Source organism: Mesorhizobium sp. WSM4308 (assembly GCF_002294905.1).
Lineage (GTDB): Bacteria > Pseudomonadota > Alphaproteobacteria > Rhizobiales > Rhizobiaceae > Mesorhizobium.
In genome coordinates, this window is record NZ_NSFW01000005.1 from 58,074 (window position 1) to 84,219 (window position 26,146).

A 26,146-nucleotide genomic window follows, 5' to 3' on the forward strand; every position below is an offset into this window, starting at 1 on the left:
CGAAACGCGACTTGCGCCGGCACATCAATTACAAGTCAGACCGGATGGTGCACCGCAAGGTCACCCCGCTGCCTACGGCCGTCATGCAGTTGCCAGAGCGAATGGGCGACCAGCGTGACGATCAGGATCGCGCCACCGATCAGACTGTTGCGGGTCGGTGTCTCGGCAAAGATCATCCACACCCAGACCGGCGCCAGCACGGTTTCGAGCAGATAGAACATCGCCACTTCCGGCCCCGAAATGTATTTCGGCCCGGCGGCGAGGCAGAAGAACGAGATCGGCATGATGACGGCGCCGTTGAAGATGATCCACCAGGGCGCGTTCACGTGAAAGCCGGTCTTCGAGACCATGAACACCGCAACGATAAGCGGCAGGATGACGCCGATCAGAGCCGTGAAACCCATGTCCTTGCCGCTGGCGCGCGAGATGGTGATGGCCGAAGCGATGCAGAAGGCCGAACACAGCGCCATCAGGTCGCCGAAGAGATGTCCCGCGCCGATCGAATCGCCGACGATGATGGCCACGCCGAAGATCATCAGCGCCAGCGCGGCGAGCGTCGCAGGCCGCGGCCGCTCCTTCAGGAACAGCCATGACAGCAGCGCGGAGAACATGGTGGTGAAAGCCAGGATGAAGACGAGATTGGCCGTCGAGGTATTGAAGACGCCGGTGATGAAGGCGATCGAGCCAAGCCCGTAGAACGCGGCGACGACGAGTCCTGTCCAGCCCGGAATGAGTTGCGGCGCGTTCTTGCTCAGCGAGCGCCAGACTGCCCAGATGACCAAGGCAGCCATGAAAGTGGTGCCGGTGCGCAACATGAGGATCGTCCATGCGCCGCCATCGGCGAGGCGGATCAGCGGAATGTCGACGGTCAGAGTCAGCCCGCCAATGGCGGTTATCAAGAGGCCCTTCTGGTGGTGGTTGTGAGAGGACATGCAGGAACTTTCGCAATGAAATGCAGGCCGAGGGCTGACCGGTGCAATGGCGCACTCTCTCCAGCCGACCGGCTGAAAGACCAGCATCCCCTGCCTTGAAACCGTTTAAGCGCGGATCGTGGATAAACTCAGCGTGAAACCGCTTCGTTGGTGTAGCGCTCCCAGCCCTTGGGGCCGAGATGCTCCTGCGGCATGAAGCGCATCTTATAATTCATCTTGCGCGAGCCGTTGACCCAGTAGCCGAGGTAGACATGGGGCAGGCCCATCGCCCTGGCGCGGGCGATGTGATCGAGGATCATGAACGTGCCGAGCGAACGCTCCTCGAAATCGGGATTGAAGTAGGAATAGACCATCGACAGGCCGTCGGCCATTTTGTCGGTGAGCGCCACCGCGATGAGTTCACCCTGACCCTTGCCGGTGATGAAGGTGTCGGGCCCACGCCGCCGGTACTCGATCACCTTGGTGTCGACATGGGTATCCTCGACCATCATGGCATAGTCGAGCACCGTCATGTCGGACATGCCGCCGCGACGGTGGCGGGCATCGAGATAGCTGCGGAACAGCGAATATTGTTCCGTCGAGGGCTCGGCATTGTGCATGGCGCCGACGAGGTCGGAATTGTGCTGCAGCACACGCTTCATGTTGCGGCTGGCGGTGAATTCCTGGGCGAGGATGCGCACCGAGACGCAGGCGCGGCAGGTCTCGCAGGCCGGGCGGTAGGCGATGTTCTGCGAGCGCCGGAACCCGCCTTGCGTCAACAGGTCGTTCATCTCCGACGCCTTGTCGCCGACCAGGTGCGTGAACACCTTGCGCTCGAACTGGCCGTCGAGATAGGGGCACGGCGACGGCGCTGTCAGGAAGAACTGCGGCGACTGGGTCGGATGCTGCGTCATTTACGTCTTGGAAACGCTCCTTCGAGTCGCTCTACCTTTGGCGCGGAAAGCGAAAAATTCAACAGGATTGTGAAGGCGCAGGCATGCGAACGCCTTCACATTTGCGCCGACAAGGCAGAAGCGCTCCCGAAAAACGCCCTTAACGGTCGGTGCGGCTGACCACCGTGCCAAGCAAAAGGTCGTGCAGCGTGCGCTTGCGGTCGGAGAACAAGGTCACCAGCAGGACCAGCGGCGACAGGATGACGTTGCCCGCCCAGAACAGCACGGAATGGACGACCGCGGTCAGGCCGTCGATCGGCCGCCCGTCGAGACGATCGAGGCGGATACCCATCATCTTCATGCCCGTGGTCGCCTGGTCGGCGCTGCCCAGCGTGTTCCAGATGTAGAGGATGGCGACGGCCGGCACCAGGACGCCGAACAGCATCCAGCCGAGACCGAGGGTCAAAAGCCCGAGGAAGAACACCAGTATGGCGAAGGGAATGGTGAGCAGAGCAACGATGATGTAGTCGAGCACGAAGGCCAGGATGCGCCGTGTGCGCACGCCTTCATAGGCCCGGACATCGTCAACCCGGGTGTTGATGATTTCGCCGTCAAGAACGCGCGCGTTCATGTCATTTCCTCGTAACAAGGCCCAACATAGGGTGCGGGCCGCACGCCAATGAAATGGTGAAGGCCTGTGTAGGAATCAAGGTCGGGATCCCGTCGGGGGGCGCAAGGCGCGAGCGACACAGGACACGATCCGAATCGGTTGAATTTGCCGGGCGGATGGCATTAGCTTGCTGCGGCGCAACAAATGCGCTCAGGGGCAGAGGGACGGGGCACTATGGACTATGACATGCTGGTCATCGGCAGCGGCCCCTCCGGCCGCCGCGCCGCCGTGCAATCGGCCAAGCTCGGCAAATCGGTGCTGGTGGTCGACCGCGGCCGGCGCCTCGGCGGGGTCTCCGTACACACCGGCACCATCCCCTCGAAGACGCTGCGCGAAACCGTGCTTAATCTCTCGGGCTGGCGCGAGCGCGGTTTTTATGGACGCGGCTACAGGGTCAAGCAGGACATTTCCGTCGGCGATCTGATCGAACGCCTGCACAAGACGCTCGATCACGAGGTCGAGGTGCTGCAGCACCAGTTCATCCGCAACACCGTCAAGAGCGCCCGCGCGGCGGTGAAATTTCTCGGCCCCAACAAGGTCAGCCTGACATCAGACAATGGCGATTACAGCGAAGTCGGATTCGCCAACGCCCTGGTCGCGGTCGGCACCAGGCCGCACCGGCCGCGCGATGTGCCCTTCGACAAGACCCGCGTCTTCGACAGTGACGAGATGCTGGAACTCGACCGCCTGCCGCGCACGCTGACGGTGATCGGAGGCGGTGTCATCGGCGTCGAATACGCCACGATCTTTTCCGCGCTCGACGTGCCGGTGACGCTGGTCGAGCCGCGCAATTCCATCCTCGATTTCGTCGACCGCGAGATCGTCGACGATTTCATCCACCAGATGCGCGATCGCGGCATGACGATAAGGCTTGGCAGCGCGGTGAAGGAAATCCGCTCCAAGCCCGAAGCCGCCGAAGTGGAACTGGCCGATGGCCGCACCATCCGTTCGGAAGTCGTGCTCTACGCCGCAGGCCGCACCGGCAATGTGGGCAGCCTGGGCCTCGACGTGGTCGGAATCGAGGCAGACTCCCGAGGCCGCATCAAGGTCGATCCGCAGACCTTCCAGACCAGCGTCCCCAACATCTACGCCGCCGGCGACGTCATCGGCTTTCCGAGTCTAGCCTCGACCTCGATGGAGCAGGGCCGGGTGGCCGCCTGCCACGCTTTCGGCGTGACGCTACCGCCACCGCCGGAAACCTTCCCCTATGGCATCTATGCGGTGCCGGAGATCTCGACCGTCGGCCAGTCCGAGGAACAGGTGCGTGAAAGTGGGGCCGCCTATGAGGTCGGCGTGGCGCGTTTCCGCGAGACCTCGCGCGGCCACATCATGGGCGTCAACACCGGCTTCCTCAAGCTGTTGTTCTCGATTGAAACGCGCCGCCTGCTCGGCGCGCACATCGTGGGCGAGGGCGCCACAGAGCTCATTCACATCGGCCAGGCCGTCATCAATCTGGGCGGCACCGTCGACTTCTTCGTCAACAACACCTTCAACTATCCGACGCTGGCGGAAGCCTACAAGATAGCCGGGCTTGATGCCTGGAACAGGATGGGGCGGTAGGCTCCAGTCCTTCTGTCGATTGCCGGAGTGCAGGCACGGGTCGCGGCCTGCGATTGGGCCTACGCCACGGCAGCCGATCCCACCAGCCATTGCCTGACTATGGCCGCGTCCGGATCGCCGATTTCATGGCCCGAGGGAATGATCCGGGCGTCGATCTCGGCGCCGTGGCGGCTGAGCAGCGTCACCAGCGCCGGCGCGAACGGTCCGTAGGTCTCGTCGGCGGCACCGGCGATGATCAGCGTCCTTGTTCCCGCCAGGTCCGTCGCGGGCACATGGTCGAGGACGGCCATCGGTCGCAGCAGTGCCGCCTGGCGGACGATGCCTGGATGGAGCAGCATCAGGCTGGAAACCAGATTGGCGCCGTTCGAATAGCCGAGGTACGTTGCGCGATCGGGATCGAGCCCATGGCGTCTGGCTGCCTCGCTTGCGAATGAAGCGAAAGCCGCCGTCTCTACGAGGATGCTCTTCTGTTCGAAGCGCGTCGGGTTTATCCGCTCGAACCAGCGAAAACCGTCCTCCTGGGGGATGCGGCCACGCGCCGCGACCAGCGTGACGCGGGGCGCGATCCGTCTTGCCAGCGGTATCAGGGTCGTCTCGTCGACACCCGACCCATGCAGCAGGAACAGGCACTCACGGCTGTCTCTGCCAGCGGCCAGGAGGCGATAGGCAAAGGCCATATCCGTGACCAGGGGGGCGTTTTCGGGGTCGTCGCCAATCATCCCGCATCCTCTTGATTATATGAGGTTCCGCTCAATTTGCCGGCTTCAAAACGCAATATTTTCATGCTCCGCGAAAGTTGATTGAACCGGGCGCATTCCGGCCCGTTTATGCGCCGATATACTCCGCGTGGGAGGAATCGAAGCGGTGCGCCGGGGGTCGCATTGCTGGACATGAACAACCAGCTTTGAGGCCTTTTGTCGATGACTACCCCTATTTCGCCCCAACGCGATACGCGTATCGATGTGCTGCGCGCGCTGGCCCTGATCATCATTTTCATCGACCATGTGCCCGGCACGGCTTTCGAAACCCTGACCTACAAGAATTTAGGTTTTTCGGACGCGGCCGAGGCTTTCGTGCTGATTTCCGGCATCTCGGTCGCGCTCGCCTACGGCACCAAGTTCCGGCCGGGTGGTCGGCTTCTGGCCACGTTGAAGATGTGGCGGCGCGCAGCCGTGCTCTACGTCGCCCACATCGTCACCACGATGGTGGTGATCGGCTTGTTCTGCACCGTGGCGGTGTTCGCCAGGCGCCCGGAGCTGCTGAAACTGATCAACATCGAGCCATTGATGAAGAACACGCCGGAGGTGCTGGTCGGCATCGTCACGCTCGGCCATCAGCTTGGCTACAACAACATCCTGCCAGTCTACGCCGCGCTGCTCTTGATGGCTCCGGCCTTCGTCCTGCTCATCAGCTACCGGCCTGCCGCGGCACTTGCCGCGTCCGGTGCGCTGTGGCTCGTCGCCGGCATCTGGCAGATTGCCCCGCCCAATTATCCCGAGCCCGGCTTCTGGTTCCTGAACCCGCTGTCCTGGCAGTTCCTGTTCAACATCGGCCTTGCCGCCATGCTGCATGTCAGGCGCGGCGGAGTCATTCCGGTCAACCGCTGGCTGGTCGGCGCGGCCGCGGCCTATGTGGCGACGGCGCTGGTCTGGGTGCACAGCCCGCTTTGGGGGCAGATAACCTGGTTCAAGCTTCCCGTGGTGCTCGGTGGCTTCGACAAGACGTTCCTGTCGCTGCCGCGGCTGTTGCATATACTGGCGGTCAGCTACCTCATCGTCGCCTTGCCGGCGCTGTCGAACCTGTTCCGCACCAGCCCTGATCACCCGCTGGCGATACTCGGCAAGCGCTCTCTGCCGGTCTTCATCGCCGGCACGGTGATCGCCATGGTCGCGCAGGTGATGAAACTGATCAATCCGGGCGGGCTTGCCTATGACACCCTGCTGCTGTCGGCCGGCATCGCCATGCAGTTCGCGCTGGCCTTCTATCTCGAATGGCTGTCGGCCATCGGTGGCTTGGGCAAGGTTCGCGCGCCGCAAAAGGACATCACGCCGGTGCGTGCGTCTTTCGGCATCTCGGCGGTAGCAAGGGCCAATCGCTGAGGGGCGGTTCAGCCGCGCGGGGGAGCCGACGAGGCGCGCACGATCAGCTCGACCGGCAGCAATTGCCGGCTGACCTTGCCGTCGCTCTCCAGGATCGCCTTGACGGCAAGGCGGCCCATTTCGGCGATCGGCTGGGCGATCGTGGTCAAGGGCGGCTCCGACATGGTGGCTTCCGGAACACCGTCGAACCCGACGATGGAAACATCGTTTGGGACGTTGAGCTTGCGTGCGCTCAGCCATTCGAGCGTCACCAGGGCTATCTTGTCCGACATCGCCAGGATGGCCGTGGGCGGCTCCTTGGCGGCGAAGATGGTTTCGAGCGCCGCTTTCGTGCTGGCCGCATCGTTGGCGGTCTCGTAGACGGGCACCTTGGATGTGTCGATGCCGACCCGCGAGAGTTCCTGGAGATAGCCGGTGAGGCGGTCGCGCGTTCCCGCATAGGTCGCGGATCGAACCTGCTCGGGTGAAACGAGCCCTGTCCTGCCGTCGGCAAAAGGCAGTGCCAGGACGGCGAAGCGGCGATGTCCGAGATCCGTCAGATGGCGAGCCGCCAGGCTGGCGCCGGCGATGTTGTCGACGCCGATCGCCGCAACCGCCCCATCCTCGGAGTCCAGGTCGAGCGCCACGAAGGGCAATTTGCGCTCGCGTGCCAGTTCCACGAGGCGCGAGCCGCCTTCGATGCAGAAGACGATGAAGCCGTCGACCAAGGCGCTCTGGATGTTCCAGGCCAGTTGTTCATTGTTGGCGGCCGAGACCAGGGAGATGCCGGCTCCCGTAGCGTCGCAGGCCTGCGAGATGCTCGCCATCATGACGCGCGCGAAGGGATCGTCGAAGAAGTAGGAGAGGGGTTCGGCCGTGGCAACGCCGATGGCGTTGACCTTGCCCGCCCGCAACAGGCGGCCCTTGGGATCCGGCCCGCCATAGCCCATCGCCTCGGCCGCCGCCTTTACCCTTTCGCGGACTTCCTCGCGCACGATCTCCGGGCGGCTGAAGACATTGGATGCGGTGCCGTGCGAAACACCGGCGGCCTTGGCGATGTCGGCCAGCCGGACGGGTCTTCGATTGCCTGCGGTGAGTGACGCCATTGTGCGTGCCTCCTGACATGCATTTAGCACGTTCCGGATTTGCATCTAGCATTTTCGTTGGATCGATTCAAATTTTGCTTGACCGAAGATGCCTTGAAGACTATGTTTGAATCGATCCAAACTGCAGATTTGCCTCTGCTGAGTGACAAGGAGGAGGTAGCCATGCATCCCGTCAATTATCTGTTCGAAGACATCTACCGCAACGGCTGGCGGATCGGATCCGCCAACAGCTCCAGGCGCCGGGGCAGGACCGGCCCTTGGATTCGCGATCTTCGCTTCCTTGTGGAGCGCAAGTGCAGCTAAGCGACGCATTTTTTGCTCACTGATTGGATCGATTCAATTCAAAGGGAGAAGAACCATGCATCCCATCAAGCATTTGTTCGAGGACATCTATCGCAACTACTGGGGCATCGCCCCGGCCGCCGAGCGGCCGAGGGTGCGGCGCCTGACAAAGCCGGCCGCGCGCAATCGCGATCTTTGGGTACGTACCGAACGTCCCAAGGATTGATACCCGCGTAGTCGGTCTCAGGAACGCGGACGCACCAGGGCGGAGATCGCTATCCCCAGCCAGCCGGCGATGAGCAGGGTGCCTCCGATTGGCGCCGACATCGGAAACAGTCTCGATCCGAGGAAATCGCGGGCGAGGAGATCGCCCGCGAAAAGCAGGAGCCCGGCAAGCAGGACGAGGCTCGCGATCCGCAGGCAGCGATTCGCGCCGATGAGGCCGACGGCGAGGAAGACAGGCGCGTGCATCAAGAGGAACGACGCGGCCGTGCCGGTAAAGGCGCCGCCGCGGTGCGCGGCCGCTGCCGACAGCGCCACGCCCGCTGCGCCGGAGAGACCGCCGGCAAGCACGAGGAGACGGCTGGCGCTTGGTTCGGCGGAATTCATGTCGGCCAGCTCCCTCTAACGCTCTCAGGACTCACTTGCTTCCAGCGCCATATGCCGTATGCGCCGCGACTGGACGATCCAGTTGTAGACGGCGCCGCCGGCCATCAGCGCCGATGTGCCGAGAAACACCGCCCGCATGCCGAAATGACCGCCGACGAAGCCGCCGGTCAATGGTCCCGCAACCTGCCCGACATACTGCGCCGAGATCGCCAGGCCAAGCACATTGCCGCCGACGCCGTCCGGGATGTTGTGGCGGATGACGCTGGTGATGCAGGGCAGCAAGCCGCCGAGCGCCAGACCCATCAGGAAGCGCAGGCCGATCAGTTGCCAGCCATTGGTGACGAAGGCTTGCGGCATCAGCAGCAGGGCCGAGACGGTCAGCGCCCCGACGACGACGTTCCAGTGACCGACGCGGTCAGCGAGCTTGCCGAGCCAGGACGCCGACAGGATGGTGCCCAGCGCCGCCGCCGACATCACCACGCCGGCGACCATCGTCACCCGGCTCTGATCCTCGATGAGCTGCTGCACATAGACGGTGATGATCGGCTCGATCGACATGTTGGCGAAGGCCAGCAGCATACCGGTTATCAGCATGGCCACGACCGGGCGCTTGTCTGGAATCCGTGACCAGCCGCTTTTCGGCCTGGCGCCAGATCCCGCCTTTACCGGCTTCGGGCGCGGGGTCTCCTTGATGAGGAAGGTCGTTGCCAGGAAGGCAAGGAAGATGACGCCGCCGGACAGAAGGAAGGTGGCGCGAATGCCGATCACTGGCGGCAGCACACCGCCAAGCAGGGGCCCGACCAGCGAGCCCGCCGTTATTCCCGCAGACAGCACGCCCAGCGCCCAGCCGGAACGGTCCTTGGGCGTCTGCATGGCCACCAATATGGTCGACCCCGAGGAATAGCCGCCGGCAAAGCCGATCAGCAGGCGCAGCAGCACCAGTTGCCAGACCGTCTCGACCATGCCTGTCAGCGACATGCAGATCGCCATGCCGAAGCTGGCGCGCACCAGCATCACCTTGCGGCCGTAGCGGTCGCCCAGCCGTCCCCACAAGGGCGCGACCAAGGCCGCGGCGAAGAAGGTGGCGCCATAGGCGATGCCGGACCATTGCACGATGGCGGCATGGCCTTGCGCGCCGAGCTGTTCGACGTAAAGCGGCAGGAAGGGCAACAGCAGGGTCATGGCGATGAGCGTGCTGAACGAGCCACCGAAACAGACGGCGAGATTGCGCCGCCAGTGGATGTTGTAGCCGCTCTGTTGCGTGTCTTCCTGTGTCATGTCCTGCCTGCCCGATATCAGCGCTTGTTGCGGATACCATTTTGGGATACCAAACTGGTATCCGTCATGAACTCCAACCCGGCTGCTGTCAATGCGGCTTCGGAACAAGGAAGCGCTATGTCGCAGATGCAGAATGTCGAACGGCAGTTGCGCGAGATGATCCTGGGGCTTGAGATCGGTCCAGGCGAGAAATTGACCGAGCGTTGGATCGAAGGCCGCTTCGGCGCCTCGCGCACGCCGGTCAGGGCAGCACTTCTGCGGCTGGAGACCGAGGGGCTGGTCGGCAGGGATGGCCGCGGCTGGACGGTATCGCCCATCAACCTTGCCGAGCTCGAGCAGATCGCGGTCTATCGCGAAGCAGTCGAGGTCGCAGCTGTCCGGCTGACATGCACGCATGCCGAAAGCAGCACCATCGACGTGATCGAGGCGATGCTCGATTCCTGCGACGACAATACGCCGCGCGAGGAGTGGCATCGTGTCGGCATGGATTTTCACATCGAGCTGGCGCGCCTGTCCGGCAACGAATTTCTGTTCAGGGCGGTGCGCGATGCCATGACGCGCCTGTCGCGCGCTCGCTGGCTGGAAGTGCGTGACGAAGCGGCCCTTGGTCGCGCCTGGGCCGAACACCGCGCCATTCTGGCCGCGGCACGCCTTGGCGATGCCGATGAAGCGGCCCGCCTGCTTTCTGCGCACATCGTCGGCAGCCGCGACCGGCTGGTGACGTCGCTCGCCAACGACCGGCGCGGCCTTCGCGCCAGGGGATTTGCCGTCGTCGCTGCTTAGCACCGCTATGGGGCAGGGCGCTCGCCGGCAAAAACAGGCGACGCCTCGCGCCAAGCGCACTTTCGGCCTCGCTTCACGGACGCCGATGGCGTAAGAGCGGCGATGGAAAACAACCGATTTGAAACACCAGTGACCGTCAAGTCCGTCACGGCGGGAAGCACCCAGCTCTTGCGAACGGCCCGCGAGGCATCCGAATATCTACTCAACAGCTGGCCAGGCAAGCGCAGTCCCAAGCATCGCGCGGCGCTGCAGGCCTGCCACGACGCACTGGCCGGCGACAAGCCGGCGATGAACGCGCGGCGCGCCTTTATCGCCGCGGCGCGCGAAGTGGACGTTTTTGTCAGCGACAAGGCTCCTGCCTGACGCAGGACCACAGCCTGGATTGACGCGAGGCCCGCATATGCGGGCCTTTTGCCGTCATTCCGCCGTTTCGTTTTCGATCTCTGCCTCGGGCTTGGAACGTTCGCGCGCGGCAACCTTGGCCGCCAGCTTTTCGGCTTTCTTCGCCGCCTTCTGCCGGTCGCGTTCCTTGCGTTCCTGATCGTAGTTTGGTGCTCGTGCCATATCGGCTCCTTTTGACCTGCCTTGCGGCTCCGACCCTGCCTAGGAGCATTAGCCGTCAAACACAACAGCTGAAACGACAGTGCACGGGCGCCGCCCCGGAGATCGAGGGGCTTGCCAGATCGGCGCCATAATGATGTAGGAAACGCGGGGCGCCAGCGTATTTGAGTGCTGCCCGTTTGTTTTGACCAAGTGAATCATGGCTACAATTGCGCGGACGTCGGCACGGGTTTTCTACTATGCGCGAAACGTCGTGCGCGATGTCATTCCCCAAGCCCTGTTCCGCCGCAGGCTGGCTGCTCGCCTCGAACAGGCCATGCGTTCCGACGAGGCGGCGCGGTGGCGGTTGAACTACTACAACAAGCTGCAGGACGGTTTCGCGCCAAGCGCCAATGCGGTGCGCATCAGCAAACTGCCGTTCACGCCGACCATGTACTATTACGACCTGAAGGAATTCGCCCGCTATTTCGATCCCGGATTGCTCATCGACGTCGAATTCGGCGACGTCAGGGACGTGCCGAAGGTGCCGACGATCGTCAAGGATAGGCCGATTCGTGATGACGACCAGAACGCGGTCATCATGAAGCTCGACAAATTCCGTCACTTCCAGATGCCGGCTGACACCATCTCGTTCGCCGACAAGTTGTCTATGGTGGTCTGGCGCGGTGATCTCAACAATCCGATCAGGACACGGTTTCTGCAAGCGGTGCGCGACCTGCCATTCTGCGATGCCGGCTCGCACAAGCCGAACGCACCGGCCGAATACGCCAAGCCCTTTCTCAGCATCAGCCAGCACCAGCGCTACCGCTACATCGTCTCGCTCGAGGGCAATGACGTGGCGACCAACCTCAAATGGATCTTGAGCTCGAAGTCGCTTTGCCTGATGCCGCCGCCGACATACGAGACATGGTTCGCGGAGCGCCAGCTCGAGGCCAATGTCCACTATGTGCCGCTCGATCCGGATTTCGCTGATCTCGACGAAAAGGTGCGCCATTTCGAACGACATCCGGCGCAGGCAGAGCGCATCATTGCCGCGGCCAATGCCTATTGCCGGAAATTCTCCAATGAGCGAGACGAGCAGGCGATCTCCCTGCTCGTGCTCTACAAATACTTCGTGCTCAGCGGCCAGATCGAGCCCGATCCCGAGCTCTGGCGCTTCATCGAGGGCAAGCGCGCCTCCGCCTGATGGTCAGATGACGCTGCGGTCGAGAACCGTGTCGGCAGGGCCGAAGCGATCCTTGGCCGTCAATTGCTGGTGCCAATAGGGGTAGAGCACGGGCGGCCGGCTGACCGCGTCGAGGCGCTGGCGTTCCTCAGGGCTGAGCGCCAGGCTTGCGGCCGCGAGATTGTCCTTGAGCTGGGCATCGTTGCGGGCGCCGATCACCAGCGAGGAGACAGCGGGACGGCCGAGTAGCCAGGCCAGCGCCACCTGCGCGGCCGATACGCCGCGAGCCTTGCCGATCTCGACCAGCACATCGACGATCCGCCAGAGCCGGTCCTCGTCGCGGATCGGCGGCTCGGACCAGCCGGCGAGTTGCCGTGCGGTCGGGCTGTCGCGGTGGTATTTGCCGGACAGCAGGCCGCCGGCGAGCGGGCTCCAGACCAGCACGCCCAGCCCCTGGTCGACCGATATCGGCAGCAGTTCATATTCCGCCTCGCGTGCCTCCAGCGTGTAGTGGATTTGCTGGGTGACGAAGCGCTGCTGGTGACGGCTGTCGCTGACGGACAGCGCCTTCATCACCTGCCACCCGGACCAGTTGGAGCAGCCGATATAGCGCACCTTGCCCTGGTTGACCAAAGTGTCGAGCGCCGCGACCGTTTCCTCGACCGGGGTAAGCCCGTCCCACTGGTGGACGAAATAGATGTCGATGACGTCGGTCTTCAGCCGCTTCAGGCTCTTCTCGCATTCGCGGATCAGGTGGTGGCGCGACAGGCCTTCGTCGTTCGGTCCACTGCCGATCCGCATGCGCGCCTTGGAGGCAATCAGCACGTCGTTCCTGCGCTTGCCGCCGAGTGCCTCGCCGATGATCTCCTCCGACAGGCCGTTGGAGTAGACATTGGCCGTGTCGATGAGATTGATGCCGGCATCGATGCACATGTCGATCATGCGCTTGGCTTCGCCAAGATCGCTGTTGCCGACCGCGGCGAAGGGCCCGGTGCCGCCGAAGGTCATGGTGCCCAAAGTCAGTGTCGAAACCTTCAGGCCGGAACGGCCAAGGATGCGGTATTCCATGTCAGTCCTCGCGATTGCGTTAAATGGGGGCGGGGCCAAAGGGCAGCCCGGAATGCGACAGAGGATTTGTAGGACAATTCGGCCGGCTTGTCGCCATGCCATGGCGATGGATCGATTGGACATGGCGGACGCCGCTGCGGCCGCTATAGCGTCCGGCTGCAATAAAACCGTCACTGCCGCTCTATATTGAAGTCGGCTCAGGTGTTTCCCTTCCAGGCCGCTAGCCAGCAATTTGGGCGCCGTATGGGAACCGACAGGGCTTGCAAGCGGAGCAGTGCAAATGACTGAGCAAAGACAGAATTCTCCCGCCAAGGATTGGCTCGAAGCCGAGCTCGCCGACACGCTCGACGAAGACTATGAGCTCGAAATGTCGGAGCCGGCGCTGTCGATGGAGATCGCCAAGATCTACAAGAACGCGCATCCGCCTTCGATCGACCGCATGCAATATTTTCGCGACCTGATCACCTTGCAGTCCGAACTGATCAAGCTGCAGTCCTGGGTCGCCTATCATAAGAAGAAGCTGGTGGTGATTTTCGAGGGCCGTGACTCCGCGGGCAAGGGTGGCGTCATCAAGCGCATAACCCAGCGGCTCAACCCGCGCATCTGCCGTGTCGTGGCGCTGCCGGCGCCGACCGAGCGCGAGAAGTCGCAATGGTATTTCCAGCGCTATGTCCCGCATCTGCCGGCGGGCGGCGAGATCGTGCTGTTCGACCGCTCCTGGTACAACCGCTCCGGCGTCGAGCGGGTGATGGGCTTTGCCGATGCCGGCCAGGTCGAGGAATTCTTCCGCGACGTTCCCGAGTTCGAGCGGATGCTGGTGCGCTCCGGCATCACCGTGGTCAAATACTGGTTCTCGATCACCGACGAGGAGCAGCAGATGCGCTTCCTGATGCGCATCCATGACCCGATGAAGCAGTGGAAACTGTCGCCGATGGATCTGCAGTCGCGCGTGCGCTGGGAGCAGTACACCAAGGCCAAGGAAGAGACCTTCGCCCGCACCAACATTCCCGAGGCGCCCTGGTTCATCGTCGAGGGCAATGACAAGAAGCGGGCGCGGCTGAACTGCATCGATCATCTGCTCAAGCAGATGCCGTATGAAGAGGTGCCGCACGAGGAGATCACGCTGCCGGAACGCGTCTTCAACCCAGAATACGAGCGCCAGACGCTGCCGCGCGAGCTCTACGTGCCGGAGAAGTATTGAGCACCTTTTCCTTCTCCCCGTTTCACGGGGAGAAGGTGCCCGAAGGGCGGATGAGGGGCGGCGCTGACTTCGATCGTTGGCGTTGCGCAGCCAAACCTGTTCTGATGAAATTGCCGCTGGCGGGGAGAAAGCGCTGTAACTACGCCCGCTTGATCACCACATGCGTGGCAAGCGCCGTCGCCACCTGCTCGGTGCATTGATAGCCAAGCCTCAACATATCCAGGCCGGTGAAGAGGTGCTCGCCCTTGCCAAGCAACACCGGCGAGATTGCCAGATGCATCTCGTCGATCAAGCTCTCCTGCAGATATTGCCGGATGGTGGCGACCCCGCCACCGATCCGCACATCCTTGCCGCCGGCCGCCGCCTTCGCCTGCTCGAGCGCCGAATGGATGCCGTCGGTCACAAAATAAAAGGTCGTGCCGCCTTCCATCGTGATGGGTGCCCGCGCGTGGTGCGTCAGCACGAACACCGGCACATGGTAGGTCGGGTTGTCGCCCCACCAGCCCTTCCAGCTGTTGTCAGGCCATTCGCCGCGGATCGGCCCGAACATGTTGCGGCCGAGGATCCAGGCGCCGACATTTTCGAAACTGCGCGCCGCGAACGCCTCGTTGATATCGGTGGTGCCGCCCTCTTGCCCGAGCACCATCTCACGGAAGGTGCGGGTGTCGATAAACCACTTGTGCAAGGATTCCCCGCCGATGCCGAGCGGATTTTGCAGATCCTGATCGGGGCCGGCGCCATAGCCGTCGAGCGATAGGGTGAATGCGTTGACACGCAGCATGGACATGAAAGCCTCCTCGATAACCAGTTGCGTTTTGCAATCGGTTGTTGTTTAGCAAACCAATTGCAAATTGCAAGCGCTATTTTCTAAGGGGAAAAAGACACATACCCGGATCTCGCCTCCAAGCGATGTCCCTATCGTTTCGTGACGATCGATTCGGATCACAACCGGCCGCTGGGACGGCCGCCGATCGCCCGACGGGTGAAGCGGGTCAGGACGTATCCTCTGGAGGCGTTCGCCATGCCTCCTGGCGACGTGCGGGCTGCCGGCCGTCTCCGGCCGTGCGGCTATCATAGCCGGGGCTGCCGGTTTTTGTCTGCGGGAATTCGAAAGAAATGCCGACCGGTCGAAAGATTGGTGACGTCTACTGAAAGGCTTTGCCGGCCAGGCCGGACTACCCCTTCAGCATTTCGGCCACTTCGGGCGCGAAATAGGTCAAGATGCCGTCGCAGCCGGCGCGCTTGAAGGCGAGCAGCGATTCCAGCATCGCCTTCTCGCCGTCGATCCAGCCATTGGCGCCGGCCGCCTTGATCATCGAATATTCGCCCGACACCTGGTAGGCGAAGGTCGGCATCTGGAATTCGTCCTTGAGCCGGCGGATGATGTCGAGATAGGGCAGGCCGGGCTTGACCATCAGCATGTCCGCGCCCTCGGCGATGTCCTGCTCGGCCTCGCGCACCGCCTCATCCGAATTGGCGTGGTCGATGTAATAGGTCTTCTTGTCGCCCTTGAGCAGGCCTGCGGTGCCGACGGCCTCGCGATAGGGGCCGTAGAAGGCCGAGGCGAACTTCGTCGCATAGGACATGATCGCGACGTCCTGAAAACCGTTGGCGTCGAGCGCGTCGCGTATGGCGCCGATCCGGCCGTCCATCATGTCGGATGGCGCGATGATGTCGGCGCCGGCCGCTGCCTGGATGACGGCCGCCGCCGCGACCTGTTCGACCGTTTCGTCGTTGACGATGATGCCGTCGCGCAGGATGCCGTCATGGCCGTGGCTGGTGAACGGGTCGAGCGCCGCGTCGGTGATGATGCCGATCCCGGGCACCGCGTCCTTGATCGCGCGAGTGGCGCGGTTGATGATGTTTTCCGGGTCGAGAATGTGGGAGCCGGTCTGGTCGCGCAAGGCCAGTTCGACATTGGGGAAGGTGGCGAGTGCCGGAATGCCGAGCTTGGCCGCGCGTTCGGCCTCCTTGACGGCAAGATCGACCGACAGGCGGAAGACGCCAGGCATGGCGGCGATCGGCTCGCGCACATTCCGGCCCTCGACAACGAAGATCGGCCAGATCAGGTCGTCGACCGAAAGCCGGTTCTCCTGGACCAGGCGGCGCGACCAGTCGGCCTTGCGCATGCGGCGCAGGCGGCGGCTGCCGGTCACGTCGTCGACGCTGCGCGCGCCGGCTGGCTTTGTCGGGGTGAATTTGTTCATGGCCAATACTCCGGATCAGCAGGTTTTATCACGAGCCCTTGCCGCTGACCAATGCGACACGATTGTGCCAGGCCGAAGCCGCCAATCTCCGCCTTGTGGGCAGATCGGCAAAGCCGAGATGGGCGCGTCCCGCCATATCTATCCGGTCAGGGCTGCCCATTACCCGAAAGAACCTGCGCGGCGCCGCCAATTGCCACGCGGAACGCCTCGTCGAAGCTGACGCCACGCACCTGCCAGCGATAGGTCTTGCCGTGATCGGCCAGGCGCCAATCGGCGATCCACCCGAGATCCTTGTCGCTCCAGACGATGCTGCCAGCGAGCGCTTGCGCGCCACCGGCATGTTTGGCCAGCAGATCCAGCCTTGCCATGTCGTCGGTGCGCAGCCCTTTTTCGCCCAGCTCGGCCAGCTGTACCGCCTTCGGAAATACGACATGCATCAACAGCGGATCGGTGGCATTGGCGAAAGACTCGCGCATCGTCTTGCCACGCTCCTCCTCGGCGCTGAGCGCGAAATGCCTCGCGCCCTGTTCGACGGTGAGAAAGACGGCGAGCGTTGGCCGTTCGCCAAGCCAGGGCTTGCTGCCAAGCTGCGCGAGCAGCTTGTTGACCGTGGCGGGCTTGTAGAGACAGTTCAGATCATGCGGCCGGTCATGCGTGCCTTGCTCGTCATGGATCGGAATGCCCTCCAGCCGGTCATGGTAGCGGAAGGAGTCGACAAAATCGCCTGCCTTGTCGCGCAGAGCCGCCATTTCGGGTTTCTCCAGCAGGCGTTGATCGCCTGAAACCCTGACCAGAACCCGGTCCAGGCAATCCTTGAAGCCTATCCGGCGGTTCACCTCGCCCTGGCCGGTGACGATGGTCCGCGACTGGTAGAGATCGTCGGTCGTGATGGCCAATGCGGCACGAGGCGCCAGGCCAGCGATCATGACCCCGATCGTCAAAAGCACGGCACGAAGAAATCCGGGCATGGCCAGCTGTTCCCCGACGCCGTCTGTGCGCGATATCGGCGCGTCGCTTGCAACGGCGGCGATCTTCGTAGCACCGCCCGCCGCCGGTCGCCAAGACCACGGCGCGGAGGCTGCTGCCATTGACGCACCCATGCGCCGCCTTTAGCACTTCAGTCCCGCAGGCGCGGGGGAGGGATTCTCTGGCGATGGATTTTGATGGAGGCGACGAAATTCGCTTCGAGCGCTTGGGCAGGGCCGGTGTCGTCACGCTGACGCGACCGCAGGCGCTCAATGCCGTCACCCATCGCATGGTCAGGGCGCTGGGCAAGGCCCTGCATGCCTGGGAGCGCGACGACGGCGTGGACGTCGTCCTGGTCAAGGCCGAGGGCAGGGCGTTTTCGGCTGGAGGCGACATCCTGCACATTTATGAAGCCGGCCGGGCTGGAAAGCTGCCGGTCGAGTTCTTCGCCGACGAGTATAGGCTCAACGCCCGCATCAACAGCTTCAAGAAACCCTATGTGGCGCTCATCGACGGCATCGTCATGGGCGGCGGCGTCGGCGTTTCCTTTCACGGCTCGCACCGGGTGATGACCGAGAATGCCCAGTTCGCCATGCCGGAGGTCGGCATCGGCTTTTTCCCGGATGTCGGCGCCAGCCATCTGTTGCCCGACCTTGGCGGCTCGTTCGGCATGTATCTGGCCCTGACCGGCAACCGCATCCGCCATGGCGATGCGCTGTGGTCGGGGCTGGCCACCCACACCATCAAGGCCGAGGACCAGGCCAGCTTTCTCGATCGGCTGGTGCTTACCGGCGATCCGGAATCGGTGCTGCGCGGTTTCTTCGTCCCGGCAAAGCGGGAGACCGACAGGCCGACGCTGGAAGCGATTTCACGCCATTTCGCCCAGCCCTCGCTACAGGATGTCATCGACAGCCTGGACCGCGCGGCGCGCGCCGACGAATTCGCGGCAAAGACGCTGGCGACGATGCGCACGCGCTCGCCCACCAGCCTTCGCGTCGCCTGGCGGCAGATCAGCGCCGGGCAGACCTTGTCGATGGACGAGTGCATGAAGATGGAGTTCCGCATCCTCAACCGCATGCTTGCCGGCCACGATTTCTACGAAGGCATCCGCACCGCCATCATCGACAAGGGATCGAAGCCGCAATGGCGGCCGGCAACGCTCGATGCGGTCGGCGAGGCGGATGTCGAGGCCTATTTCGCCCCGCTCGGCGAACGGGAACTCCCGCTATGAACGAGGTGACGTCGAGACGCGTCGTGCTGCAGCCCTCGACGGTCGAGGTGATCTTCGCCTGGTTCCAGCGCGTCATATCAGGCTACTGCCTGCTGTTCGGCATCCTGTACTGGATCAAGCTGATCGGCTTCTATCCAGGCCCGTTGTGGCGCTTCGACCTGATGCCGGTGCATTGGCAGGTGGCGGCGGTGATGCTCGCCGTGTTTTTCCCCTTTGCCGCGGCGGGGTTGTGGATGCTGGCCTCGTGGGGCCCGGTGATCTGGTTCATCTGCGCGGTCACCGAGACCGTCATGTATGCCGGGTTTCCCGAGCTTTTTGGCCATCGGCCGCTGATCGTGGTCTCGCATGCGGCGGTGGCGCTGCTCTACATCGTCTTTCGCGTCGTCATCTGGCTGCAGAAACGCCCCGTCCGGCACTAAGCCGTTGAGGCCGTTGACGACTTGGCAAACGCCCGGATTGAGCCCTGCGATAAGTGCCTAAGCCTTTAGGTTAATTATCCTTACTCGGGTGACCGTTCGTTAAGCCTCTTCCGAAACCTCTTACCGGTAAGCTCTTGTTAGCCCTAGCGTTTAAGTCGAATTTTATGAGTATTCGATAGTGTCGCGATCAAGGTGAAAAACAAAAAATCACCAGGGCGACAAACGAGAGGCAAAGACAATGATCAATTCGCGTCCGGCGGCGAAGACCGCCAACGTTTCCGACGACCGCCGCGAGGCTATCCGCTCGCTGTACATGGAATCGCTGCAGCTCGTCGAGCGGCTGCACCGCCGTCTGCTTGATGTCATCAAGGACGAATTCGACCGCAACGGCCGTTCCGACATCAATGCCATCCAGGCGCTGCTGCTCTTCAACATAGGCAACTCCGAGCTGACCGCCGGCGAACTGCGCTCGCGTGGCTACTATCTCGGCTCGAATGTCTCCTACAATCTGAAGAAGCTGGTCGATCTCGGCTTCATCAACCACCAACGCTCGCGCATCGACCGCCGTTCGGTCCGCGTTTCGCTGACCCCGAAGGGCAATGAGGTGGCCGAGGTCGTCGCCGGTCTCTATGAGCGCCATGTCGGCTCGATCGAGCAGGTCGGCGGCATCAACACCGACGAGTTCAAGCAGATGAACCGCGCCTTGCAGCGCCTCGACCGCTTCTGGAACGACACCATCGCCTACCGGATGTAAGCCATCCACATCAGATCTGGCCCGCGCCACAGAAGCGCGGCCGAAATGTCGACCTCTGGTCAAGGCTGGTGCCGAAAGGCATCGGCCCTTTTTCTTTTCCTGATCCCGAAGCCCAGGCGCCCGGTCGGCACTATCCCGCCAGGTTTGCTTTCGCTGCAGCAGTGCCTAATGTCACGGCTGGGAAGCGCGCGCATGATGGGTCTGGGAAAACGCTCGAGGACTTGCTCGGTTGCCGCAGTGCTTTTGCTGGTCCCGCAAACGGCCTTCGCCGAGGAGTGGTGGAAGGGTTCTTTCGCAGCGGAAGGCAGTTCCCCATGTGACCACAATGACTCGATCGTGACGTATACCGACAAGGCAGTGGAGATGTGGGAGGTGGGCTGCACGTTGGACAAGGTGCAGAAGATCAACCGCCTGGATGTCGTCATCCTGGACATGTCGTGTACGGATGGTGAAAGCACGGATGAGAGACGGGAACTGTTGCTCAAACTGGAGGATAACAAGGTCCTGCGCTATCCTCAGCATGAGGTGTTGCAAAGATGTTCGGAATTGAGGGCGCAGCCAAGTCCGGACCCAAATGTTGCAACTCCACGCTGAGGGATCGTGCGATTAGTCAGCCAGATAGGATTACGGCTTCAGCGGACAGAATTTCTCGTGGAAATAGGTAAGCGCCTGTTCGGCCGGGCCTGGTTCGCCGAAGAACGGGCCGATTGTTTCGGGTTCTCGCGTCAGGTCGCAGCTGCCCTCGGTGTCGGTTGAGCAGGATTTCACCAGTCCCTTCAGCGAGATGGTTGAAGGCGGACTGTCGAACGACAGGGCGGTCACGTTACCAAGCCGAACTTCGTAGGTCAGGCGGTAGTAGATGTCGCCGTCCTCCTCGAACTGCTGTTCTGCCTTGTAGGTGCAATCGTCCAGCCTGGTGACGATGAACCTGATCGTTTCGGTTTTGTCGCCGACCTCGTTCGGGCCCGTGCTGGTGAAGATAGCCGGCGATCGGGACACCTGCTTCATCGGTTCGTCGGCCTGCTGCCCGTATTTGGGGATCGCGCCCTGTTCCAGGCCGTGCACGAAATAGGCGACCGTCTCCTCCGGCGTTGGACTGCTGCCGTTTGGACCTCCGGCCAAAGCGAAGGCCGCGACGACTGAAAGGACACCAGGCATGGTCTCATTCCTCGCGTTGGACTGGCTTGTCAGTGTATCATCATCGGCCTGCGGTTCATCGGTCGATGTCGCGGCCGCTGATCGCGCATCGGTACCGAAAAAGCACGGGCTCTTCATTTCGCTGCGTCGCCCGATGCAAATCGCGGGCCAAGGCCACGTTGCCGCCATATTCCAATGGAACCGAGGATGCCGGTGAAGCTGCGGTCCAGGCTGTGCGTTCACCTGGAACCGGACGGTGCGTCACGCGTTTGTGGCCGAACCGATGCGGACATGGTTGGCTAATTGTTAAGATTGCCAACTTTAGAGTGCGGGCAAAATCGCCCCTGATCGAATGCTACAAGAATGTCTGGAACGTCCATGAGAACCAGCCGCCGCTTTTTCCTTTCCGGAGCCTCGTTGCTCGCCGCCGCCATGGTGGCCGGCCGTGCGAGCGCGCAGGATGTGATCGGGGATATCCTGAAATCCTCGGCCCGCGGCAATTGGGACGACCAGTTCGACGCTCGCGCCAGCGAAGGCGGCAAAGTGGCCTCGACGCTGCCGATCTTCAGCCCGCAGACCGTCGCCTTCACCGAGCAGGCGGTCGCGCAGTACCAAAACATCGTCGGGCAGGGCGGCTGGGCAGAGGTCCCCGCAACCAAGAAACTGCAGCTCGGTGTCGATGATCCCGATGTCGTGCCGCTGCGCAAGCGTCTGATGGCTGCGGGCGATCTGTCGCAGAGCGCCGGCATCTCGACCGCCTTCGATTCCTATGTCGACTCGGCGGTCAAGCGCTTCCAGTTGCGCCATGGCCTGCCGGCCGACGGCTCCATGGGCAAGTACACCTATGCCGCGATGAACGTTTCGGCGCAGATCCGGCTTGGCCAGTTGCAGACCAACCTGCAGCGGCTCAAGGAGAAGGCCGGCACGCTCGGCAGCCGCTACGTGCTGGTCGACATTCCGGCGGCACAGATCGAAGCGGTCGAGAACGACCGTGTCGTGCTCCGCCACACCGCGATCGTCGGCAAGATCGATCGCCAGACGCCGATCGTCAATTCCAAGATCAACGAGATCATCGTCAATCCGTACTGGAACGCGCCGGTCTCGATTGTGCGCAAGGACATCATTCCGCTGATGCGCAAGAATCCCGATTATCTGAAGGACAGCCATATCCGCCTGTTCGCGCCGGACGGCAGCGAGGTCGATCCGCTCACTGTCGACTGGTCGACCGACGACGCCGCCAAGTATCGCTTCCGCCAGGATCCTGGCGCGGGCAACGCGATGGCCTCGGTCAAGATCAATTTCCCCAGCCCAGACGGCGTCTACATGCACGATACGCCGCAGCAGAGCCTTTTCGGCAAGATGATGCGTTTCGATTCCTCGGGCTGCGTGCGCGTGCAGAATGTGCGCGACCTCGTCACCTGGATCCTGCGCGACACGCCGGGCTGGGACCGTCAGCATTTCGAGGCGGCGATCAAGACCGGCGAAAACACGCCGATCCAGGTCACCAACCCGGTTCCGGTCCACTTCCTCTATCTCTCGGCCTGGTCGACGGCCCCGGGCGTCGTGCAGTTCCGCGACGACGTCTACGCGCTCGACGGCGCCAGCGAACTGCAGATTACCTCTTCACTCTAAGAGACTGACAATTTTGACGAAAGGCCGTTCGAAGGGGCGGCCTTTCGTTTGCAGGGTGGTTAGATCAGCCGTTGGTTGACCAACCGCGCCATCGCTTGCGCGCGGTTGACGGCGCCGAGTTTGCAACATTGTCGACGCGGAAGCAGACGGTCGCTTGGGCAACGCCTTTTGCATGGACGGCCTGCCGTCCGCGCGGTCCGCTTTTTCTATACCGCAAACATAGGCCGGCCTCGGCCATCGCCGTTCCGGCGCTGCCTGGACGCGAGGACGACGATTGCGCATGGTTCGCAAAACAGCCGGAATCGTGCCATGCAAGCCGCTATCTTCGTCCTCGTCGTGCTGGTCTTCGTCGCTGTTTCCGGCGCGCTGGTGCGGCTGGTGCGGGTGCCGCTGCCGGTCCTGCAGATCGCCATAGGTGCTGCCCTTGCCTGGCCGGTGCGCGGCATTCATGTCGAGATCGATCCGGAGCTGTTCCTGCTGGTGTTCATTCCGCCGCTGCTGTTCAGCGATGCCTTCGGCGCGCCCAAGCGCGAGCTGATGGCCCTGCGCGGGCCGATCCTCGACCTTGCCATCGGCCTCGTCTTTTTCACCATTGTCGGTTTCGGCTATGCCTTGCACTGGCTGGTGCCGAGCATTCCGCTGGTCGTGGCCTTCGCGCTCGCGGCCGTGCTGTCGCCGACCGATGCGGTGGCCGTCTCCTCGATCGTCGACAGGAACGTCGTCCCGGCGCGGCTGATGCACATTCTGGAAGGCGAGTCCCTGCTCAACGATGCGTCGGGCCTGGTCATGTTTCGCTTTGCCGTCGCGGCGGCATTGACCGGCAGTTTTTCCTTTGCCGCCGCTTCGCTGAGTTTTGTCTACGCAGTGGCGGTCGGTATCCTGGCCGGCGTGGCGGCCTTGTTCGTCGCCGCCAAGGCGCTGCAACTCCTCAACCGCATAGGCGGCGTGCCCGCCGAGGCGCAGGTGCTGATCACCGTCCTGCTTCCCTTCGTCGCCTATCTCGGCGCCGAGCATTTCGGGGCCTCGGGCATCCTGGCCGCGGTGACCGCCGGTCTCTTGACCGGAAGCACCGGCATATTCCGCTTTCTCGGCGTCTCGGCGCGCATGCAGACGATCTCGCTGTGGACGACGTTTTCCTTCGTCTTCAACGGCGCGCTGTTCATAGTGCTTGGCCTGCAGCTTCCCGAAATCATCCGCAAGGTGCCACCGGAGCTGTCCAGCCGCCATTGGCTGCTCGAGCCGGTGCTGACGGTCCTTCTGCTGACCCTTTGCCTGATCGCGCTCCGCTTCGTCTGGATTTGGATCGGCGACATCACGGCGGGTTTTGCGGCGCGGCTCGGCAAGCGTAAGACCGAACCGTTCGGCCTGCGCGTGCGGCTCGCCGGTTCGGTCTCGGGCGTGCGCGGCGCCATCACGCTGGCCGGCATATTGTCGCTGCCGCTTGCCCTCCAGGACGGTTCGCCATTCCCCGCGCGCGACCTGGTCATCTTTCTCGCCGCCGGCGTCATCATCTGCTCCCTTGTGATCGCCAGCCTGGCCTTGCCGGTGATCGCGCGCGGGCTGGTCGAGCCCGGCGAAGACGCCGGCGCCGCCGAGGAACGCATGGCTCGCGTTGGCGCTGCGAAGGCGGCGATCGCCCACCTCGAAAGCATCGCCCAGACGGATGAAGAGGAGGGCGATGTGCCCGGCCTCAAGCTCGCCGCCGCCAACGGCATTGTCGCGGCCTATCGGCGCCGCATCGCGGCGTCCGACGAGGCCGATGAGGCGCGCGCCGAAGTGCGGGAGGCGGGAAGGCTGGAGATCGATCTGAGGCTCGCCGGCATCGCCGCCGAGCGTGGCGCCTTGCGCGCCATGCTTCGCCGCGGCGAGATCAACGACCACACAGCGCGGGCGCTGTTCACCGAGATCACCCTGACGGAAGCCCTTTTGAACGGCAGGCAGACACGGAAATAGCACCGGCGGTGCTCGGCGGCTGCGGATTTGCAGTCTCTGCCGCAAACCGGCCAGCAAATTTCGCGCCGCAAACGTGGCGGGTCGAAAACAACTGTGTTAATGGCGCGGCAATGCGTGTCGCCCAAAAGTGTGCAGCGGTTTTGGGGCAACGATAAGCATAAACAAATTGCCCCGAACCGGAGGATTTCAGGCCATGGCAACAGCAGCGGCAGCGTCGAACAAATTCGAATCCTTCTTCGAAACCACGCTGGAAGACGCCGATCCGGAGATTTTCGGTGCCATCCGCAATGAACTCGGTCGCCAGCGCCACGAGATCGAGCTGATCGCCTCGGAAAACATCGTTTCGCGCGCGGTGCTCGAGGCGCAGGGGTCGATCATGACCAACAAATATGCCGAGGGCTATCCGGGCAAGCGCTACTATGGCGGCTGCCAGTTCGTCGACGTGGCCGAGGAACTGGCCATCGAGCGGGCGAAGAAGCTGTTCGGCTGCAATTTCGCCAACGTCCAGCCGAACTCCGGCAGCCAGATGAACCAGGCGGTGTTCCTGGCGCTGCTGCAGCCCGGCGACACCTTCATGGGCCTCGACCTCAATTCCGGCGGCCATCTCACCCATGGCTCGCCGGTCAACATGAGCGGCAAGTGGTTCAAGGTCGTCTCCTATGGCGTGCGCAAGGAAGACCATCTGCTCGACATGGACGCGATCGAGAAGACCGCGCATGAGACCAAGCCGAAGCTGATCCTGGCCGGTGGCACCGCCTATTCGCGCATCTGGGACTGGAAGCGCTTTCGCGAGATCGCCGATGCGGTCGGCGCGTATCTGATGGTCGACATGGCGCACATCGCTGGCCTGGTCGCGGGCGGCGTGCATCCCTCGCCATTGCCGCACGCCCATGTGGTGACGACCACGACGCACAAGTCGCTGCGCGGCCCGCGCGGCGGCATGATCCTGTGCAACGACGAAGAGATTGCCAAGAAGATGAATTCGGCGGTGTTCCCCGGCCTGCAGGGCGGCCCGCTGATGCATGTCATCGCCGCCAAGGCGGTGGCCTTCGGCGAGGCGCTTAAGCCGAGCTTCAAGGTCTATGCCGAGAGTGTGGCCGCCAACGCCAAGGCGCTGGCTTCGAGCCTCAAGGAGACGGGCCTCGACATCGTCTCCGGCGGCACCGACAACCATTTGATGCTGGTCGATTTGCGCCCCAAGAACGCCACCGGCAAGCGCGCCGAGGCAGCCCTTGGCCGCGCCAACATCACTTGCAACAAGAACGGCATTCCCTTCGATCCGGAAAAGCCTTTCGTCACCTCGGGCGTGCGCCTGGGCACGCCGGCCGGCACCACGCGCGGCTTCGGCCAGGCCGAATTCCGCGAGATCGGCAAGCTGATCGCCGAAGTGCTGGATGGTCTCAAGGTCGCCAATTCGGACGAGGGCAATGCCGCGGTCGAGGCGGCGGTCAAGGCCAAGGTCGTGGCGTTGACCGATCGTTTTCCGCTCTATCCGTATCTCGGCTGACCATCCTTATCGATTGACCAGGCGCGAAGCGTCATCTTTTATCCGCCGGCGGTGCGCCACCCTGATCGGGTGGCGCATGGAACTGGAGAAACGATGATGGGCAATTTTCGTATCGCGTTACTCGGCGCTATCGGCTGGCTGGCCGTCTGTGGGCCCGCTTCGGCGCAGACACAGC

General features: G+C 62.9%; 27 protein-coding genes. 14 read left to right on the forward strand and 13 right to left on the reverse strand.

What is annotated here, in order from left to right; genetic code table 11:
• Positions 1-35: 35 nt before the first annotated feature.
• The 3 genes from CK227_RS10645 to CK227_RS10655 all read right to left on the reverse strand — a co-directional run bounded on the left by CK227_RS10645 (position 36) and on the right by CK227_RS10655 (position 2,435).
• Positions 36-932 carry a DMT family transporter gene (locus CK227_RS10645; RefSeq protein ID WP_095770460.1) on the reverse strand — a complete coding sequence of 299 codons (897 nt, stop codon included), beginning with the start codon at positions 930-932 and terminating at the stop codon, positions 36-38.
• A gap of 128 nt (positions 933-1,060) precedes the next feature.
• Positions 1,061-1,825: an arginyltransferase gene (locus tag CK227_RS10650; protein ID WP_019857587.1), complete on the reverse strand. Its 765-nt coding sequence runs from the start codon at positions 1,823-1,825 to the stop codon at positions 1,061-1,063.
• 139 nt (positions 1,826-1,964) lie between these two features.
• Complete coding sequence (locus CK227_RS10655; protein WP_095770459.1) at positions 1,965-2,435, reverse strand: RDD family protein; 471 nt, start codon at positions 2,433-2,435, stop codon at positions 1,965-1,967.
• A gap of 213 nt (positions 2,436-2,648) precedes the next feature.
• Between CK227_RS10655 and sthA the strand changes: the two genes are divergently transcribed.
• A complete protein-coding gene (gene sthA, locus CK227_RS10660) occupies positions 2,649-4,034 on the forward strand; it encodes a Si-specific NAD(P)(+) transhydrogenase (RefSeq protein WP_095770458.1) in 1,386 nt (461 codons plus the stop codon).
• A gap of 59 nt (positions 4,035-4,093) precedes the next feature.
• Here the strand turns inward: sthA and CK227_RS10665 are convergent, their stop codons facing one another.
• The gene (locus CK227_RS10665; protein ID WP_095770457.1) at positions 4,094-4,753 is read right to left on the reverse strand and encodes an alpha/beta hydrolase; all 660 of its coding nucleotides are present in this window, start codon (positions 4,751-4,753) and stop codon (positions 4,094-4,096) included.
• Positions 4,754-4,954: 201 nt separating this feature from the next.
• Between CK227_RS10665 and CK227_RS10670 the strand changes: the two genes are divergently transcribed.
• Positions 4,955-6,133, forward strand: coding sequence for an OpgC family protein (locus CK227_RS10670; protein ID WP_095770456.1), 1,179 nt, complete (start codon positions 4,955-4,957; stop codon positions 6,131-6,133).
• 8 nt (positions 6,134-6,141) lie between these two features.
• Here CK227_RS10670 and CK227_RS10675 read toward each other — a convergent pair whose 3' ends face one another.
• Entirely contained in the window at positions 6,142-7,218 is a 1,077-nt protein-coding gene (locus CK227_RS10675; protein ID WP_095770455.1) for a substrate-binding domain-containing protein, read from the reverse strand.
• 358 nt (positions 7,219-7,576) lie between these two features.
• Between CK227_RS10675 and CK227_RS36685 the strand changes: the two genes are divergently transcribed.
• On the forward strand, positions 7,577-7,726 hold the full coding sequence (locus CK227_RS36685; protein ID WP_095770454.1) for a hypothetical protein: 150 nt from the start codon (positions 7,577-7,579) through the stop codon (positions 7,724-7,726).
• 17 nt (positions 7,727-7,743) lie between these two features.
• Here the strand turns inward: CK227_RS36685 and CK227_RS10690 are convergent, their stop codons facing one another.
• Together CK227_RS10690 and CK227_RS10695 are read right to left on the reverse strand one after the other, a co-directional pair.
• The gene (locus CK227_RS10690) at positions 7,744-8,109 is read right to left on the reverse strand and encodes a DUF423 domain-containing protein (RefSeq protein WP_095770453.1); all 366 of its coding nucleotides are present in this window, start codon (positions 8,107-8,109) and stop codon (positions 7,744-7,746) included.
• Positions 8,110-8,133: 24 nt separating this feature from the next.
• The gene (locus CK227_RS10695) at positions 8,134-9,387 is read right to left on the reverse strand and encodes a multidrug efflux MFS transporter (RefSeq protein ID WP_095770452.1); all 1,254 of its coding nucleotides are present in this window, start codon (positions 9,385-9,387) and stop codon (positions 8,134-8,136) included.
• Between the two features lie 117 nt (positions 9,388-9,504).
• Between CK227_RS10695 and CK227_RS10700 the strand changes: the two genes are divergently transcribed.
• Positions 9,505-10,170, forward strand: a complete 666-nt coding sequence (locus CK227_RS10700) for a GntR family transcriptional regulator (RefSeq protein ID WP_095770451.1) — start codon at positions 9,505-9,507, stop codon at positions 10,168-10,170.
• A 102-nt stretch (positions 10,171-10,272) separates the two neighbouring features.
• Complete coding sequence (locus CK227_RS10705; RefSeq protein WP_010915577.1) at positions 10,273-10,533, forward strand: DUF982 domain-containing protein; 261 nt, start codon at positions 10,273-10,275, stop codon at positions 10,531-10,533.
• A gap of 54 nt (positions 10,534-10,587) precedes the next feature.
• Here the strand turns inward: CK227_RS10705 and CK227_RS10710 are convergent, their stop codons facing one another.
• Positions 10,588-10,734, reverse strand: a complete 147-nt coding sequence (locus CK227_RS10710) for a hypothetical protein (protein WP_019857598.1) — start codon at positions 10,732-10,734, stop codon at positions 10,588-10,590.
• Positions 10,735-10,930: 196 nt separating this feature from the next.
• On the opposite strand from CK227_RS10710, the gene CK227_RS10715 reads away from it, so the two are divergent.
• Complete coding sequence (locus tag CK227_RS10715) at positions 10,931-11,917, forward strand: glycosyl transferase family 90 (RefSeq protein ID WP_095770450.1); 987 nt, start codon at positions 10,931-10,933, stop codon at positions 11,915-11,917.
• Positions 11,918-11,920: 3 nt separating this feature from the next.
• Here CK227_RS10715 and CK227_RS10720 read toward each other — a convergent pair whose 3' ends face one another.
• Positions 11,921-12,964: an aldo/keto reductase gene (locus tag CK227_RS10720; RefSeq protein WP_095770449.1), complete on the reverse strand. Its 1,044-nt coding sequence runs from the start codon at positions 12,962-12,964 to the stop codon at positions 11,921-11,923.
• A gap of 280 nt (positions 12,965-13,244) precedes the next feature.
• Here CK227_RS10720 and ppk2 point away from each other — a divergent pair, with 280 nt between their 5' ends.
• On the forward strand, positions 13,245-14,165 hold the full coding sequence (ppk2, locus tag CK227_RS10725; RefSeq protein WP_095770448.1) for a polyphosphate kinase 2: 921 nt from the start codon (positions 13,245-13,247) through the stop codon (positions 14,163-14,165).
• Between the two features lie 139 nt (positions 14,166-14,304).
• On the opposite strand, the gene CK227_RS10730 is transcribed toward ppk2, so the two are convergent.
• From CK227_RS10730 to CK227_RS10740, 3 genes are all read right to left on the reverse strand, one after another.
• Positions 14,305-14,952, reverse strand: coding sequence for a dihydrofolate reductase family protein (locus tag CK227_RS10730; protein ID WP_095770447.1), 648 nt, complete (start codon positions 14,950-14,952; stop codon positions 14,305-14,307).
• Between the two features lie 388 nt (positions 14,953-15,340).
• A complete protein-coding gene (gene hemB / locus CK227_RS10735; protein WP_019857603.1) occupies positions 15,341-16,372 on the reverse strand; it encodes a porphobilinogen synthase in 1,032 nt (343 codons plus the stop codon).
• 146 nt (positions 16,373-16,518) lie between these two features.
• Entirely contained in the window at positions 16,519-17,340 is an 822-nt protein-coding gene (locus tag CK227_RS10740) for a DUF2066 domain-containing protein (RefSeq protein WP_095770899.1), read from the reverse strand.
• Between the two features lie 185 nt (positions 17,341-17,525).
• Here CK227_RS10740 and CK227_RS10745 point away from each other — a divergent pair, with 185 nt between their 5' ends.
• The 4 genes from CK227_RS10745 to CK227_RS10760 all read left to right on the forward strand — a co-directional run bounded on the left by CK227_RS10745 (position 17,526) and on the right by CK227_RS10760 (position 20,336).
• Entirely contained in the window at positions 17,526-18,569 is a 1,044-nt protein-coding gene (locus CK227_RS10745; protein ID WP_095770446.1) for an enoyl-CoA hydratase/isomerase family protein, read from the forward strand.
• Complete coding sequence (locus tag CK227_RS10750) at positions 18,566-18,988, forward strand: DUF6163 family protein (RefSeq protein ID WP_095770445.1); 423 nt, start codon at positions 18,566-18,568, stop codon at positions 18,986-18,988. Before CK227_RS10745 ends, CK227_RS10750 begins: the two co-directional genes overlap by 4 nt.
• 238 nt (positions 18,989-19,226) lie before the next feature.
• Complete coding sequence (locus tag CK227_RS10755) at positions 19,227-19,742, forward strand: winged helix DNA-binding protein (protein WP_008875359.1); 516 nt, start codon at positions 19,227-19,229, stop codon at positions 19,740-19,742.
• A gap of 192 nt (positions 19,743-19,934) precedes the next feature.
• Positions 19,935-20,336, forward strand: coding sequence for a hypothetical protein (locus tag CK227_RS10760; protein WP_245317963.1), 402 nt, complete (start codon positions 19,935-19,937; stop codon positions 20,334-20,336).
• Between the two features lie 30 nt (positions 20,337-20,366).
• On the opposite strand, the gene CK227_RS10765 is transcribed toward CK227_RS10760, so the two are convergent.
• Positions 20,367-20,900 carry a hypothetical protein gene (locus CK227_RS10765; protein ID WP_142887621.1) on the reverse strand — a complete coding sequence of 178 codons (534 nt, stop codon included), beginning with the start codon at positions 20,898-20,900 and terminating at the stop codon, positions 20,367-20,369.
• A 357-nt stretch (positions 20,901-21,257) separates the two neighbouring features.
• Here CK227_RS10765 and CK227_RS10770 point away from each other — a divergent pair, with 357 nt between their 5' ends.
• The 3 genes from CK227_RS10770 (at position 21,258) to glyA (ending at position 25,971) form a co-directional block, all read left to right on the forward strand.
• Positions 21,258-22,511 carry a murein L,D-transpeptidase gene (locus CK227_RS10770; RefSeq protein ID WP_095770442.1) on the forward strand — a complete coding sequence of 418 codons (1,254 nt, stop codon included), beginning with the start codon at positions 21,258-21,260 and terminating at the stop codon, positions 22,509-22,511.
• Positions 22,512-22,820: 309 nt separating this feature from the next.
• A complete protein-coding gene (locus CK227_RS10775; RefSeq protein ID WP_095770441.1) occupies positions 22,821-24,464 on the forward strand; it encodes a Na+/H+ antiporter in 1,644 nt (547 codons plus the stop codon).
• 193 nt (positions 24,465-24,657) lie between these two features.
• The gene (glyA, locus tag CK227_RS10780; protein WP_095770440.1) at positions 24,658-25,971 is read left to right on the forward strand and encodes a serine hydroxymethyltransferase; all 1,314 of its coding nucleotides are present in this window, start codon (positions 24,658-24,660) and stop codon (positions 25,969-25,971) included.
• Positions 25,972-26,146: the final 175 nt, after the last annotated feature.

Excerpts from the sequence above, each read along its gene's own strand:
- CK227_RS10645 (WP_095770460.1), bottom strand. The coding sequence starts at position 932 with ATGTCCTCTCACAACCACCACCAGAAGGGCCTCTTGATAACCGCCATT.
- CK227_RS10650 (WP_019857587.1), bottom strand. The coding sequence starts at position 1,825 with ATGACGCAGCATCCGACCCAGTCGCCGCAGTTCTTCCTGACAGCGCCG.
- CK227_RS10655 (WP_095770459.1), bottom strand. The coding sequence starts at position 2,435 with ATGAACGCGCGCGTTCTTGACGGCGAAATCATCAACACCCGGGTTGAC.
- sthA (WP_095770458.1), top strand. The coding sequence starts at position 2,649 with ATGGACTATGACATGCTGGTCATCGGCAGCGGCCCCTCCGGCCGCCGC.
- CK227_RS10665 (WP_095770457.1), bottom strand. The coding sequence starts at position 4,753 with ATGATTGGCGACGACCCCGAAAACGCCCCCCTGGTCACGGATATGGCC.
- CK227_RS10670 (WP_095770456.1), top strand. The coding sequence starts at position 4,955 with ATGACTACCCCTATTTCGCCCCAACGCGATACGCGTATCGATGTGCTG.
- CK227_RS10675 (WP_095770455.1), bottom strand. The coding sequence starts at position 7,218 with ATGGCGTCACTCACCGCAGGCAATCGAAGACCCGTCCGGCTGGCCGAC.
- CK227_RS36685 (WP_095770454.1), top strand. The coding sequence starts at position 7,577 with ATGCATCCCATCAAGCATTTGTTCGAGGACATCTATCGCAACTACTGG.
- CK227_RS10690 (WP_095770453.1), bottom strand. The coding sequence starts at position 8,109 with ATGAATTCCGCCGAACCAAGCGCCAGCCGTCTCCTCGTGCTTGCCGGC.
- CK227_RS10695 (WP_095770452.1), bottom strand. The coding sequence starts at position 9,387 with ATGACACAGGAAGACACGCAACAGAGCGGCTACAACATCCACTGGCGG.
- CK227_RS10700 (WP_095770451.1), top strand. The coding sequence starts at position 9,505 with ATGTCGCAGATGCAGAATGTCGAACGGCAGTTGCGCGAGATGATCCTG.
- CK227_RS10705 (WP_010915577.1), top strand. The coding sequence starts at position 10,273 with ATGGAAAACAACCGATTTGAAACACCAGTGACCGTCAAGTCCGTCACG.
- CK227_RS10710 (WP_019857598.1), bottom strand. The coding sequence starts at position 10,734 with ATGGCACGAGCACCAAACTACGATCAGGAACGCAAGGAACGCGACCGG.
- CK227_RS10715 (WP_095770450.1), top strand. The coding sequence starts at position 10,931 with ATGGCTACAATTGCGCGGACGTCGGCACGGGTTTTCTACTATGCGCGA.
- CK227_RS10720 (WP_095770449.1), bottom strand. The coding sequence starts at position 12,964 with ATGGAATACCGCATCCTTGGCCGTTCCGGCCTGAAGGTTTCGACACTG.
- ppk2 (WP_095770448.1), top strand. The coding sequence starts at position 13,245 with ATGACTGAGCAAAGACAGAATTCTCCCGCCAAGGATTGGCTCGAAGCC.
- CK227_RS10730 (WP_095770447.1), bottom strand. The coding sequence starts at position 14,952 with ATGTCCATGCTGCGTGTCAACGCATTCACCCTATCGCTCGACGGCTAT.
- hemB (WP_019857603.1), bottom strand. The coding sequence starts at position 16,372 with ATGAACAAATTCACCCCGACAAAGCCAGCCGGCGCGCGCAGCGTCGAC.
- CK227_RS10740 (WP_095770899.1), bottom strand. The coding sequence starts at position 17,340 with ATGCCCGGATTTCTTCGTGCCGTGCTTTTGACGATCGGGGTCATGATC.
- CK227_RS10745 (WP_095770446.1), top strand. The coding sequence starts at position 17,526 with ATGGATTTTGATGGAGGCGACGAAATTCGCTTCGAGCGCTTGGGCAGG.
- CK227_RS10750 (WP_095770445.1), top strand. The coding sequence starts at position 18,566 with ATGAACGAGGTGACGTCGAGACGCGTCGTGCTGCAGCCCTCGACGGTC.
- CK227_RS10755 (WP_008875359.1), top strand. The coding sequence starts at position 19,227 with ATGATCAATTCGCGTCCGGCGGCGAAGACCGCCAACGTTTCCGACGAC.
- CK227_RS10760 (WP_245317963.1), top strand. The coding sequence starts at position 19,935 with ATGATGGGTCTGGGAAAACGCTCGAGGACTTGCTCGGTTGCCGCAGTG.
- CK227_RS10765 (WP_142887621.1), bottom strand. The coding sequence starts at position 20,900 with ATGCCTGGTGTCCTTTCAGTCGTCGCGGCCTTCGCTTTGGCCGGAGGT.
- CK227_RS10770 (WP_095770442.1), top strand. The coding sequence starts at position 21,258 with ATGAGAACCAGCCGCCGCTTTTTCCTTTCCGGAGCCTCGTTGCTCGCC.
- CK227_RS10775 (WP_095770441.1), top strand. The coding sequence starts at position 22,821 with ATGCAAGCCGCTATCTTCGTCCTCGTCGTGCTGGTCTTCGTCGCTGTT.
- glyA (WP_095770440.1), top strand. The coding sequence starts at position 24,658 with ATGGCAACAGCAGCGGCAGCGTCGAACAAATTCGAATCCTTCTTCGAA.